Below are 12,375 nucleotides of genomic sequence, written 5' to 3' on the forward strand. Positions count from 1 at the left end.
GCCCCAAACCTGAGTTATACCAGGGCTCCGATGAATGGGGAGTAGCGCGAGCTATTCAACTCGCGCTACGACGCAGCTATCCACTAGCACATCAGCACATTTTCCACATTAGCGAAGCACATTAACCCCACATTAACACAGCGCCTTTATCTTTGACTTTCATTCTTCTGCCCTACTTCATCTGTTTTCCGTGAAAAAAACCTTGATGCTCGTGCTGCCGGCTATGGCGGCGCTGAGTCTAACCCAGTGCCAGTCGAGCAAGCCGGCCGCTACGGCCGCCGCAACGGCTCCGGCCCCTGCTGCTGCGCCAGCTCAAAAGGAATATAAGTACCAGACCGTGGAGGGCGACCCGCTGAAGGCCCGCATCTACACCCTCGACAACGGCCTGACGGTGTACCTCTCCGACTACAAGGACGCCCCGCGCATTCAGACCTACGTAGCGGTGCGCGCCGGCTCCAAAAACGACCCGCACACGGCCACTGGCCTGGCCCACTACCTGGAGCACATGGTGTTCAAGGGTACTTCCAAGCTCGGCACCCAGAACTGGGCCGCCGAGCAGGCGGAGCTGGCCAAGATTGAGGCCCTCTACGAGCAGTACCGCAGCAAAACCGACGTGGCGGAGCGCAAGCGCCTCTACCACCAGATTGACTCGGTGTCGAGCGTGGCGGCCAAATACGCCGTGGCCAATGAGTACGACAAGGTGATGGGTGCCATCGGGGCCAAGGGCTCCAACGCCTACACCTCGGTGGAGCAGACGGTGTACCAGGAAGACATTCCGAGCAACCAGGTGGAGAAGTGGGCTGCCATCCAGGCCGAGCGGTTTGGGGAAATGGTGCCCCGCCTGTTTCACACCGAGCTGGAAGCCGTGTACGAGGAGAAAAACCGCACCCTCGACAGTGACTTCAGCAAGGAATACCAGGCCCTGAACGCCGCCCTCTACCAGAAGCACGAGTACGGCACCCAGACCACCATCGGCACCATTGAGCACCTGCAGAACCCGTCCATCACGGAAATCAAGAAGTACTTTACCCAGTACTACGTGCCCAACAACGTGGCCCTGACGCTAAGCGGCGACCTGGACTACGACCAGACCATCCGCATCATCGACAAGTACTTTGGCGGGCTGCAAAGCAAGCCCGTACCGGCGTTTACGCCCGCGCAGGAAGTGCCCATTGCGGCGCCCATTGTAAAGGAAATCAAAGGCCCCGACGCGGAAAACGTGATGCTGGGCTTCCGCTTCCCTGGCACCACTACCCCCGACGCGGTGGTGCTGCGCATGATTGATAAGATCCTGACCAACGGCCAGGCCGGGCTGGTGGACCTCGACCTCAACCAGCAGCAGAAAGTGCTGCAGGCGGCCACCTTCACCGACCTCAACAACGACTACTCCACCCACGTGCTCTACGCCACCCCGCGCCAGGGCCAAAAGCTGGAGCAGGTGCGTGACCTGCTGTTGGCGGAGCTGACTAAGGTGAAGAAAGGTGACTTCCCCGACTGGCTGATTCCGGCCATCATCAACAGCGAAAAGCTGCAGCGCACCAAGAGCTACGAAAGCAACGAGGCCCGCGCCGGCGCCTTCGTTTCGGCCTTTATTGCCCGCCAGGACTGGAAGGACTACGTAAAGCAAATCGACGACTTCGCTAAGATTACCAAGGCCGATGTGATGCGCGTGGCCAACCAGTACTACGGTCAGAACTACGTGGCCGTGTACAAGCGCACCGGCCAGGACCCCAACAAGGTGAAAGTGGTGAAGCCCACCATCACGCCCGTGCCCGTGAACCGCGACGCCGCTTCCGGCTTCTACAAGCAGGTAACCAGCCTCCCAGCCCCGGCCCTCCAGCCCGTGTTCGTGGACTATAAGAAGGACATTCAGGAAACCAAGCTGGCCTCGGGCGTGCCGGTGTTCTACACCCGCAACACCGAAAACAACCTCTTCGACCTGTACTACGTGCTCGACATGGGCACCAACAACGACCCGCGCCTGGGCCTCGCCGCCGATTACCTCCAGTACCTCGGCACCGACAAGTACACCGCCGCCCAGCTCCAGCAGGAGTTCTACAAGCTGGGCTGCTCCTTCGGGGTGCAGAGCGGGGCCGACCGCATCTACGTGAGTCTCTCCGGCCTCGACAGCAACTTCGAGCCGGCCGTGCAGCTGTTTGAAAGCCTGCTGGCCAAGCCCAAGCCCGACGCCGAAGCCCTGCAGAACATGGTGGCTGGTGTGCTGAAAGCCCGCCAGGACGCCAAGCTCAACAAAGGCGTGATTCTGAACCAGGCCCTGGTGAACTACGCCAAGTACGGCCCCAAAAACCCCTTCACCACCCAGCTCAGCGAGAAGCAGCTTAAAGCCCTGAAGCCTCAGGAGCTGACGGCCCTCATTCAGAAGATTCCAACCTACGAGCACCGCGTGCTGTACTATGGGCCGAAGGCCTCGGATGGCCTCACCGCAGTGCTCAACGCCGACCATAAAACGCCCGCCAAGCTCACACCGGTGCCGGCGGCCAAGGACTTTGCCGAGCTGCCCATGAACAGCCGCAAAGTGTATTGGGTGGATTATAACATGGTGCAGGCCGAAATCGTGTTCCTGACCAAGGGAGACGTGTACGACAAAACCCTGGTGCCCACCGTGAGCCTCTACAACGAGTACTTCGGGGGTAGCATGGGCAGCATCGTGTTTCAGGAGCTGCGCGAAAGCAAGGCCCTGGCGTACTCGGCTTACTCGGGCTACTCCAACGCCGGCAAAGTGGGCCGCTCCAACTACATCAGCTCCTACATCGGCACCCAGAGCGACAAGCTGCCCGAGGCCATGGCCGGCATGCAGGCCCTGCTCAACGATATGCCCGTGGCCGAAGCCAACCTGCAGATTGCCAAGGACGCTATCCGCAACAGCATTGCCACGGAGCGGATTACCAAGAGCGACATCCTCTTCAGCTACGAGCGGGCCAAGCGCCTCGGCCTCGACTATGACCTGCGCCGCGACGTATACGAGCAAACTCAGAATATGAGCTTCGACGACCTGCGTAAGTTTCAGCAAGCCAAGGTGAAAGGCCAGAACCAGACTATTCTGGTAATTGGCTCCAAGGACCGCCTCAACTTCAAGGAGCTGGCCAAGTACGGCCAGGTGCAGCAGCTGACGTTGAAGGAAATCTTCGGGTACTAAGGGCTCCGGGACCTCACCCCCGGCCCCTCTCCCGCGGAGAGGTGAGCCAGCCATCAGCAACGACTGCGGGAGCAATGAGCTAAGGCTCATTGCTCCCGCTTTTTTACGCCCCAACCACACGCCGGAGCCAGAGGAACTCCCACGGCGGTGCTGCGCAACGCGAGCGAAGCAGCACCGCCCCGTCAGAACGAAATCGTCTGGCTCCCCTCTCTATGGGAGAGGGGCCGGGGGTGAGGCCACCGGTGTGAGGCCTACGCGGCCGGCATATACGACATTTTTTTGAAACGCTTGTTTCCCCCCGATTTTAGTCGGTGCTTTGCATCCTGTTACGGCAGCGGCCCGTCCTTTTTGCCTGTTTCGGCCGCCAGCGCCCGTTCGCTCCTCCTACAACCCTCTAACCCCCGCGTCAACTTCCTGACAACGTAGTATATGGCAGACCATAAAATCACCATCAAAAACGGCAAGCTTAACGTTCCGGATCAACCCACGATTCCCTTTATCGAGGGCGACGGTACCGGGCCCGATATCTGGGCGGCTTCCGTGAAAGTGTTTGACGCAGCGGTGGCAAAAGCCTACGGCGGCAAGCGCAAGCTGGTGTGGAAAGAGGTGCTGGCCGGTGAAAAAGCCTTCAAGCAGCTCAACAACTGGCTGCCCAACGATACCCTCGATGCCTTCCGCGAGTACCTCGTGGGCATCAAAGGCCCCCTCACTACCCCCGTGGGTGGTGGCATCCGCTCCCTGAATGTAGCCCTGCGCCAGGAGCTCGACCTGTACGCCTGCGTGCGCCCGGTGCGCTGGTTTGAGGGTGTGCCCTCGCCCGTGAAGCACCCTGAGCTGACGGACATGGTTATCTTCCGCGAAAACACGGAAGACATCTACGCCGGCATCGAGTACATGAACGGCACCCCGCAGGCCCAGAAAATGCTGGAATTCCTGCAGGACGAAATGGGCGTGAAGAAAATCCGCTTCCCCGAAACGTCTTCGTTTGGCATCAAGCCCGTGAGCAAGGAAGGCACGGAGCGCCTGGTGCGCGCCGCCATCCAGTACGCCATCGAAAACAAGAAGCCCTCGGTGACCATCGTGCACAAGGGCAACATCATGAAGTTCACCGAGGGCGCCTTCAAAACCTGGGGCTACGAGCTGGCCGAGCGGGAGTTTGGCGACAAGGTGTACACCTGGAACCAGTACGATAAGGTGGCCGCCAAGCAAGGCCAGGATGTGGCCGACGCCCAGCAGAAGCTGGCCCTCGACAGCGGTAAAATCCTCATCAAGGACAGCATTGCCGATGCCTTCCTGCAGCAGATCCTGCTCCGCCCCGCCGACTACTCCGTGGTAGCCACCCTGAACCTGAACGGCGACTATATCTCCGACGCCCTGGCCGCCATCGTGGGTGGTATCGGCATTGCCCCGGGTGCCAACATCAACTACCTCACCGGCCACGCCATCTTCGAGGCTACCCACGGTACGGCGCCCAAGTACGCCAACCAGGACAAGGTAAACCCCGGCTCCGTGATTCTGAGCGGGGCCCTGATGTTGGAGCACCTGGGCTGGCAGGAAGCCGCCGACCTGATCTACAAAGGCATCGAAGCCACCATTGCTTCCAAGCGCGTCACCTACGACTTCGAACGCCTGATGGAGGGCGCTACCCTGCTCAAATGCAGCGAGTTCGGCGAGGAGATTGTAAAGAATATGTAGTAGCTTGGCTTAGGCTAATCAACCACAAGAAACCCCGCGTTGGCTGCAAGGCCGGCGCGGGGTTTTTAGTTGAAACGTGTTATAATCAAGTTCAAACACGGAGCCTATCTAACCAGCAACGCTGACACGGCTGCCAGTGCCTCGCGGGATGTTTCAATACCGTGGCCTGTGTTTGGAAAGGTCTGTACACCCCGCAACCGGGGCAGGTGTTGGCGGGCCACTGCCACGGATTTGCGATAGGGAAACAACAGATCCTGCTCTCCTACCAAGAGGTAAACGGCTGATGAAACCTTAGCCAGCTCGGTGGCGGGCATAGCGTAGGGCTTCTGCGTGTGGTCCTGGTACTGCGTAATGGCAAACAGCTCGTAGTCGGCCAGTAATTGCCGGGCGGAGGCCGACAGCTGGTGATGCGGCGGGCAAAACACGGCCCGGTCGAGAAAGGTCAGCACGTTGGGCATAGTTGGGCGCACCAGCGGCAGCAGGTTGTAGTACAGGTTGCGTACCCCCAGCGAAAAAGGCTGCAAGCATCCGGGGTTGAGCAGCACGATCTTATCGACCAGCTCCGGGGCTTCCTGGCTGAGCTTGAGGGCCAGCAGCCCACCAAATGAGGCCCCCAGGATATGCGCTTTGGACAGGCCCAGCTGACGTAGCAGGTCGGCGGCCCACTGCCCGTATCCGTCGCCTTTCACGTCGGGGGTAGCGCCGTCGCTCAGGCAGGGCTGCCCATTCACGTCTACCAGGAAGATGCGGAACTTCTCTTTTAGCGGAGCAAGGTTACCATCCAGGTCCCAGAACAAACCCACGGTACGAAACCCGGGAAACACCACCACCGCCGGCCAGTCTGTTTGGTCGGCGTTGATCGTCCATACCACTGTAGTACCCAGAAGCGAAGAAACTTCCAGCCGCTGGTAACGGCAGTTGTTCAAGGTTTCCACTTGGTCCACCCAATGCGTCAGAAAGGCTTCGGCAAGGGGTTGGTCTTTGAAGGAGGAACGATGTGGAGCGGCAATGGACACAGCAGTTTTCATGCAGCAAAGGACACGCCCGCGCGCCCGGCAAAACTTGGTGTACACCAAGTTTTCAAAAGCGGATGGAGTTATACAGCTTGCTGAAGTTGGTGGGGTCGATGTGCAGGTAGGAGGCAATGTACTTGTGCGGTACCAGTTGAAACAGGGGCGCGCTGCGTTGCGTGAACCGGATAAAGCGTTCCTCAATGCTACAGGCGTGGAACTCCCGGTGCCGGGCGGCCAGCCCCACAAACTTGGCCTCCACCATCTTCCGAAACAGCCGCTCCAGTTGCTGCGACTGGTCAAACAGCTCATTCAGCCGCTGAAACGACACCCGCCCCAACCGGCTTGCCGTCAGGGCCCGGATGGCGTATTCAGAGGGGTTCTGGTTTAGAAACGAATCGGGGATGCCTGCCAACGACGGCGGATACGAAAACGACACCACGTGCTCCTTGCCATCGTTGTTGAAATAGGCAATTTGCACCCCTTCGTACACGAAATACAAGTCGCGCTCCACGCTGCCTTCCTGCACCAGAAACTCCCCTTTCTGGTAGCTAACGGGTTGCAGCTCCGCAAAGAGCAGGTCGTACACGCTGTCGTCCGTAGCGTGAAACTTGCGCAGGAAAGGCTTGTAGTCGGCGTGGGTAACGGCCGCTACGGTACAGGAACCAGCCATATAGGGAGTCAGTAGCGTGTCCTTGAAAGCTAACGAAAAGAACGCCGAAACACTATTGGCTCAGTTCCCCGCCCCCTTTGTATTCCTCGGCGCCGAAGCCTTTGTTAGTTGTCAGACCCACCAGCAATAGCCGCCAGCCCCGCCAATGTGCTGGCGACAAACCGCCGGGTACTATCCGTAACCGGGGAAAGACGGGTAAGGAGCTTTTGCCAGCTTTCCAGCTGTTCCTCGGGCGTGAGAGCGTAGCGCCAGCGGGGCTGCCCGTCTACCCACTCTAGGTCCATCCGCACTCCATCCCGGGCCCAGACGTAGTTGAGCAAGATTTCGTCGGCAGGCAGGTGTAGCACGCTGGTGCCATCGTCGCCCACAGCTACAAACAGAAAGGCGCCGTGGTAGTAGCACAACACGCGGTAGCCCTCCTTATCGGAAGACGACAGGCAGGACTCGCCGGATTTAAGGCGCGCCAGGAACAGCGCCTTGCGTTCAGCAACGGTAGTGGGGGCAGGAATGGACATCAGCAGATAGATATTGCGGTATCAACTTACTACTTATTTATCCATCGGCTTTCAGCCACACGAAGGCAATAAGGGGCCCAGACTGTCTCCAGAGCGGTATATAATTTACAGTAGCTGGATGTGGCAGTAGAGAAAGTAAAGTCATAATAATTCTGTAGTCACTATTCCCCGATTTTTTGCTGGGAGTATCCAGCATTTCCCGGCAACAGCACTTATATAAACAGAAAGCCAGCATCTAACCCAGCGTCAATACGGTGTCACAAATCATGCTGGTTCTGCCTTTCATCTGCTGGGGTTTCGCCGTAGAATTGCTCCTGTCGTTGCCGCCGGGCCCCGGCTCCTCCCCTTACTTCCTGGTTCTTATGCGCACCTTCTCCATCACCCCTGCCGCTCCCCGCTCTCCACAGCCCGCCGCCCTTTCGTTGGTGCTCAAAGACAGCTACCTCAAGGCGCTGGGCTTCGTGCCCCTACGTACCGACCAGCCCGTGCATCAGCTGGCCGCCGCGCAGCCCCTCAGCTACGTGGCTACCACCGATGTGCGCTACCGCCACCCCCGCCCCGCCGCCGACGGCACCGTGCTGTACGTGTACGCCTGGCTCCACGAATCGGGCTACCTCCTGGCCACCAGCGCCCACCTCAACCGCGAAGACCAGATCCTGGCCGAGCTAACCTCCAACGACTTCCGGCAGCTGCAGCGCCACACCCTGGAGTTTTTTGCCCGGCACGGCGGCGTAGCGGCTCTGGAGCCGGCGCAGGCGGCTTAAACTAAACGTGCGCATAAACGGGCTGCCCCGGCCCCGAAACCTTCCTCAACGGTTTCGGGGCCGGGGCAGCGCTGCGTCAGGCCTGCACCACCCGCGCCGTGACGAGCAACTGGCCCAGGTGGCGCGTGGTGTGCTCGGCGGCGTGCGTGAGCAGCCCCACCACGGTGCTGGGCAGCCCGGCCCGCCCCACCAGCCGGAACTCCGGGAGGCTGCTTTCGGGCGTAGCGCGCAGCTGGACGAGGAATTGTTCGGTTTGCTCATGAAAGTGCCGCAGCAGCGCGGCCGTGCTGCCGGGTGCAGTGGGCACATCGTTTTCGGCGGCCAGGTAAGCCAGTTGCGCCGCAGTCAGCGGCTCCTGACGGGCGTAGGTAGCCAGCCGGTCGAGCACACCGGCCAGGTGCCGCAGGTGAAAGCCCACCGAGGCCACGCCGGCCGGCCGGGCCGCCAGCAAGTGGTCGGGGAAGTCGTGCAGGGCGGCATCCAGCTCTTCCTGGGCTTGTAACAGGGCGTGAGCAATGGGCTGGAGCAGCGGCGGTACCTCGGGCAGCGGCCCGCGCAGCCATACTTCGGGCAGGGAAGACATGGGGAGATGACAGGTAACAGGTGACACATAACAGGTGATTAGCAGCGTGGGGCCGCATGGCCGCTGGGGCAGCCGCCAGTCGGGAGACTGGCTTCTATTCTTCGGCGGACAGACGCGCCCGCTGCGCGGGTTAAGTCTGCCGCTAGGCGTACATACCTGTTACGTGTCACCTGTTACTTCTTCTCCTTCCTCACTTCTTATTGCCTTTCAGATACGCTTGGGCTTCGCGGTAGAGGTCGGAGCGGTGCTCGGCATTTTCGCGCAGCACCAGGTAATAGTTGCGGGCGGCTTTCTTATCCCCGTCCTTGGCCGCCATGCGGGCAAGATAAGCGTTGGCCAGCAGGTAGAAGCCGCTTTCGGTTTCGCCGGTGGTTTCGGCAAACACCACGCTGCGCTGATAGTAGTTCTGGGCAGCCGGTAGGTCGCGCTCCATGAACTGCGCGATGTAGCCCAGGAAAAACGAGGCGTAGCGCCCACTGATGGCTTCGTAGCCCGGCAGGCCCCGGTTCAGCTTGTCCAGAATCTGCTTGCTCACGCGCTGGCACTCCACAAACTCGCCCTGGTTGTAGCACACCAGCGCGTAATAGCGCTGGAAGTAAGCATTATCGGGGTAGTTGGTGGCTAGCTCGCGGGCCACCTGCAGGCTGGCTTTGGGATTTTTCTCCTCCGTGTACAGCAGCCGCATCAGGAAAAATTTGGCTTCGGTGCTGGTATAGAACCCGTTGCGGGCCACCGTACGCAGCTGCTGCATTCCCAGCTGGCGGTTGCCCTTGGGGAAGAAAAGCAGCACAGGGCGCAGAAGCGGGTAGTTTTCCGAAATCCAGACGGCGTAGTAGTTGATCAGGCCCTGCCCGAACAGGAAGTCGGCGCTGAGGCCGTTGGCTTCCTTGCTTTTATCGAGGTAGTCGAGGGCCTCCTTGCTGTTGAGGGTAGCTTTGCGCCAGTTTTTGCGCTCGGCGTGCAGGCGGGCCGCAAAGCCATAGGAGGCGGCCAGGAAAAAGCTGGCTTCGTAGTTTTTGCTGTCGTCTTCGTAGAGCCGCTCCCCGTGCACTATGGCCGTATCCAGGTAAGCCAGCATCAGCTTGTCGTACTGCTTGTCCTGAAAGTTGCTGGGCATCATCTTCCAGCAGGTGCTCAGGCCCAGCAGGAAGTAGGGCATGGGGTGGTTGGGGTAGCGCCGCCGCAAAGAGCGAAACTGACGCTCAGCCTTATCGAATTTGAAGTTGTAGAGATTTTCCACGGCCCCTCCCAACTCCACCTGAATGTCCTTGTCGAGCAGCAGCCAGCCTTTGGTGTCCACGGCACTGGGGGCCACTTCCACGCCGCCCAGCTCGATATTGCGGATGGGCTGCTGACGCTGGGTAGTATCGGGCTGCTGGGCCCACGCGGCCAGCGGGCAGCCCAGACCCAACAACAGAAGCACGAGGAAATAACGGTGCATAGAGAAGCAAAGGAAGCCGCGCAAGGTACCGCGAAAAAAGTGGTTTCCGAAGGCTGCCGACATAACCGCCCCGGCCCTCCAACGGTTAGACGTTGTAGGCGGTTCGGAAATAGTACGCGGTTTCCCGGCGCAAAGTCCTACTTTGACCCCATCACGTCTGCCTTCTCTTCTTCCTAAAACCCCGAAAACGCATGCCCAAAATCATTTCCCCGCAGGTCGAATTCAGTTTTTTGCTGCAGCAGATGAAAGCAGCCACACCTGAGGTTTTTTCTGCCGACGGCAAATTCCTGAACCTGCTGGAAGGCCGCTGGCAGGAACCCGGCACCCCGCGCGAGTTCTCCTCTCCCATTGATGGCTCGCCGCTGGGGCCGTTGCCCATGCTCAACCGCGACACGGTCCTGCGTGGCGTGTACGCGGCTAAAAAGGAAGCCGCCGACTGGGCCAACGTGGACCTTGACGAGCGCAAGCGTCGCGTGCAGGACTGCCTCGACCAGCTGCGCCCCCAGGTTGACCTCATCGGCAAGCTGCTGATGTGGGAAATCGGCAAAACCTACAAGCTGGGCTTCACTGATATCGACCGCGCCATTGAGGGCGTGCAGTGGTACGTGGACAACATTGAAAGCATGCTGGGCTCCCGCAAGCCGCTGGGCCTGGTCAGCAACATTGCCTCCTGGAACTACCCCATGTCGGTGCTGCTGCACGCGGTGCTGGTGCAGGCCCTGTGCGGCAACGCCGTTATTGCCAAAACGCCCACCGACGGCGGCTTTATCTCCCTGAGTCTGGCCTTTGCCATTGCCCGCCGTTGCGGCCTGCCCGTGACGCTGGTGAGCGGCCCCGGCGGGGAGCTGAGCGACGCGCTGGTGAAAAATGACGCTATTGACTGCCTAAGCTTTGTGGGCGGGCGCTACAATGGGCGCAATATTGCCGACGCCCTGGCCCAGCACCAGAAGCGCTACATGCTGGAAATGGAAGGCGTGAACACCTACGGTATCTGGGACTACTCCGACTGGAATGCGCTGGGCGACCAGCTCAAGAAAGGCTACGACTACGGCAAGCAGCGCTGCACAGCCTACGTGCGCTTCGTGGTGCAGCGCAGCCTGTTTCCGCGCTTTCTCGAAACCTACTGGGAAGCCATTCGCAGCCTGAAAGTGGGCAACCCCACGCTGGTAGACGGCCCCGACGACAAGCTGCCCGACCTGGCCTTCGGTCCCGTTATCAACCACCACCAGGCCGAGGATCTGGACCGCCTCTACGCCGACGCGCTGAAAACCGGGGCGACGCCCATTTTCGAGGGCCAGCTGGATGATTCGCTGTTCTTGCCCGGCCAGGACCGCTCGGCTTATCGTGCCCCGCGGGCCCTGGTAAACCTGCCGCGTCAGAGCGAGCTGTACTTCAAGGAGCCTTTCGGCCCTATCGACTCCATTGTGCTGGTAGACCGCGTGGAGGAACTGGTGGGCGAAATGAACATCAGCAACGGTGCCTTGGTAGCCGCCGTAGCCTCCGACGACCAGAAGTGGGCTGAGCGCACGGCCCGCGAGGTGCGCGCCTTTAAAGTGGGCATCAACAAGCTCCGCTCCCGCGGCGACCGGGAAGAGGTGTTCGGTGGGCTGGGTGAGTCGTGGAAAGGTGCCTTCGTGGGCGGCAAGCTGCTGGTGGAAGCCGTTACGGAAGGAACCGCCCCCGTGCTCGGCAACTACGAAGAAGCTACTCTGCTGCCTGAGAAGCCGTAAGCCCGCGGTGCATACGCCAACTCTTTTCAATCCCTCGGTGTGGTTGCTTTCCTGACAGGGAATCGGCTGCGCCGGGGGATTTTGCGTGGGCCCGGCGGCTAAGGCCGCAACTCATATAGTGTTTTATATCAACCCACTGGCCTCACCCACTGGTTTTGTTAGTGAGACTCTTGGCCTTAGGGTAATGATGGCAGGCTTGCAACTTTTGCGCGTCGATGTGGCTCTACGGAACAAGTACGGGCCGGGAGGCCCGGCTTGCTTTCCGCCCTTTTTCCGCTTGCTATCTGCAATGTATTATCCTTCACTGGCCATAGGAACGGTGTTGCTGGCCGGCGTGCTGTCGGGCTGCTGCGGCACGTGTATCGGCAACGACGGCAACGAATACCTGTCGCTGGCTTTTTCGACTGACTCGCTGGGTGGCCGGGGTTTCCGGCGGGCCGAGCTGCGCTCGGCCTACGTGGTGCGCTACCAGGACGATGCCCTGACCCAGCCCCTGGATACGCTGCGGCAGCCCACCAGCCTGCGCGTATACTGGCCTCAGGCGATGCTTTCGCTGCTGCCCGTAGCCTCGGCTACGTCCTCAGCCAACTCTTACTGGGCGCTGCCGCAAAGCTACCGGCTGGTGGTGCCCGCCGCCGCGCGCACCTATGATATCAATGCCCTGGAAGTGAAAACGTCAGAAAGCAGCTGCGGCTGCACGGAAACTACGCTCACCCGTTTCGAACTGAACGGAAAGCCCACCGAGCCGGGGCTGGGCAAGGTGGTAGTGCTACAGAAATAGTAGAAGCGCCCCCTTTGGTATAGGCG

Annotated in this window: 10 protein-coding genes; 5 read left to right on the forward strand and 5 right to left on the reverse strand. The window is 60.2% G+C overall.

Annotated elements, in window-relative coordinates:
• Positions 1-190: 190 nt before the first annotated feature.
• Positions 191-3,157, forward strand: a complete 2,967-nt coding sequence (locus I5L79_RS11255) for a M16 family metallopeptidase (RefSeq protein WP_317191377.1) — start codon at positions 191-193, stop codon at positions 3,155-3,157.
• A gap of 429 nt (positions 3,158-3,586) precedes the next feature.
• Positions 3,587-4,852 carry an NADP-dependent isocitrate dehydrogenase gene (gene icd, locus I5L79_RS11260; RefSeq protein WP_196955155.1) on the forward strand — a complete coding sequence of 422 codons (1,266 nt, stop codon included), beginning with the start codon at positions 3,587-3,589 and terminating at the stop codon, positions 4,850-4,852.
• Positions 4,853-4,956: 104 nt separating this feature from the next.
• On the opposite strand, the gene I5L79_RS11265 is transcribed toward icd, so the two are convergent.
• The 3 genes from I5L79_RS11265 to I5L79_RS11275 form a co-directional block, all read right to left on the reverse strand.
• Positions 4,957-5,880 carry an alpha/beta fold hydrolase gene (locus tag I5L79_RS11265; RefSeq protein ID WP_196955156.1) on the reverse strand — a complete coding sequence of 308 codons (924 nt, stop codon included), beginning with the start codon at positions 5,878-5,880 and terminating at the stop codon, positions 4,957-4,959.
• Between the two features lie 52 nt (positions 5,881-5,932).
• Positions 5,933-6,535: a Crp/Fnr family transcriptional regulator gene (locus I5L79_RS11270; RefSeq protein ID WP_196955157.1), complete on the reverse strand. Its 603-nt coding sequence runs from the start codon at positions 6,533-6,535 to the stop codon at positions 5,933-5,935.
• A gap of 104 nt (positions 6,536-6,639) precedes the next feature.
• Positions 6,640-7,050, reverse strand: a complete 411-nt coding sequence (locus I5L79_RS11275; RefSeq protein ID WP_196955158.1) for a hypothetical protein — start codon at positions 7,048-7,050, stop codon at positions 6,640-6,642.
• A gap of 266 nt (positions 7,051-7,316) precedes the next feature.
• Here I5L79_RS11275 and I5L79_RS11280 point away from each other — a divergent pair, with 266 nt between their 5' ends.
• Positions 7,317-7,814: a hypothetical protein gene (locus I5L79_RS11280; RefSeq protein ID WP_196955159.1), complete on the forward strand. Its 498-nt coding sequence runs from the start codon at positions 7,317-7,319 to the stop codon at positions 7,812-7,814.
• Positions 7,815-7,890: 76 nt separating this feature from the next.
• Here the strand turns inward: I5L79_RS11280 and I5L79_RS11285 are convergent, their stop codons facing one another.
• Together I5L79_RS11285 and I5L79_RS11290 are read right to left on the reverse strand one after the other, a co-directional pair.
• Complete coding sequence (locus I5L79_RS11285; RefSeq protein ID WP_196955160.1) at positions 7,891-8,397, reverse strand: DinB family protein; 507 nt, start codon at positions 8,395-8,397, stop codon at positions 7,891-7,893.
• A 190-nt stretch (positions 8,398-8,587) separates the two neighbouring features.
• On the reverse strand, positions 8,588-9,838 hold the full coding sequence (locus I5L79_RS11290; RefSeq protein WP_196955161.1) for a tetratricopeptide repeat protein: 1,251 nt from the start codon (positions 9,836-9,838) through the stop codon (positions 8,588-8,590).
• 191 nt (positions 9,839-10,029) lie between these two features.
• Here I5L79_RS11290 and I5L79_RS11295 point away from each other — a divergent pair, with 191 nt between their 5' ends.
• Together I5L79_RS11295 and I5L79_RS11300 are read left to right on the forward strand one after the other, a co-directional pair.
• On the forward strand, positions 10,030-11,568 hold the full coding sequence (locus tag I5L79_RS11295) for an aldehyde dehydrogenase family protein (protein WP_196955162.1): 1,539 nt from the start codon (positions 10,030-10,032) through the stop codon (positions 11,566-11,568).
• Positions 11,569-11,857: 289 nt separating this feature from the next.
• Positions 11,858-12,349, forward strand: a complete 492-nt coding sequence (locus I5L79_RS11300; RefSeq protein ID WP_196955163.1) for a hypothetical protein — start codon at positions 11,858-11,860, stop codon at positions 12,347-12,349.
• Positions 12,350-12,375: the final 26 nt, after the last annotated feature.

The sequence above is a fragment of the Hymenobacter guriensis genome (assembly GCF_015773195.1).
Taxonomy (GTDB): Bacteria; Bacteroidota; Bacteroidia; order Cytophagales; family Hymenobacteraceae; genus Hymenobacter; species Hymenobacter guriensis.

Excerpts from the sequence above, each read along its gene's own strand:
- I5L79_RS11265 (WP_196955156.1), bottom strand. The coding sequence starts at position 5,880 with ATGAAAACTGCTGTGTCCATTGCCGCTCCACATCGTTCCTCCTTCAAA.
- I5L79_RS11270 (WP_196955157.1), bottom strand. The coding sequence starts at position 6,535 with ATGGCTGGTTCCTGTACCGTAGCGGCCGTTACCCACGCCGACTACAAG.
- icd (WP_196955155.1), top strand. The coding sequence starts at position 3,587 with ATGGCAGACCATAAAATCACCATCAAAAACGGCAAGCTTAACGTTCCG.
- I5L79_RS11290 (WP_196955161.1), bottom strand. The coding sequence starts at position 9,838 with ATGCACCGTTATTTCCTCGTGCTTCTGTTGTTGGGTCTGGGCTGCCCG.
- I5L79_RS11300 (WP_196955163.1), top strand. The coding sequence starts at position 11,858 with ATGTATTATCCTTCACTGGCCATAGGAACGGTGTTGCTGGCCGGCGTG.
- I5L79_RS11295 (WP_196955162.1), top strand. The coding sequence starts at position 10,030 with ATGCCCAAAATCATTTCCCCGCAGGTCGAATTCAGTTTTTTGCTGCAG.
- I5L79_RS11280 (WP_196955159.1), top strand. The coding sequence starts at position 7,317 with ATGCTGGTTCTGCCTTTCATCTGCTGGGGTTTCGCCGTAGAATTGCTC.
- I5L79_RS11275 (WP_196955158.1), bottom strand. The coding sequence starts at position 7,050 with ATGTCCATTCCTGCCCCCACTACCGTTGCTGAACGCAAGGCGCTGTTC.
- I5L79_RS11285 (WP_196955160.1), bottom strand. The coding sequence starts at position 8,397 with ATGTCTTCCCTGCCCGAAGTATGGCTGCGCGGGCCGCTGCCCGAGGTA.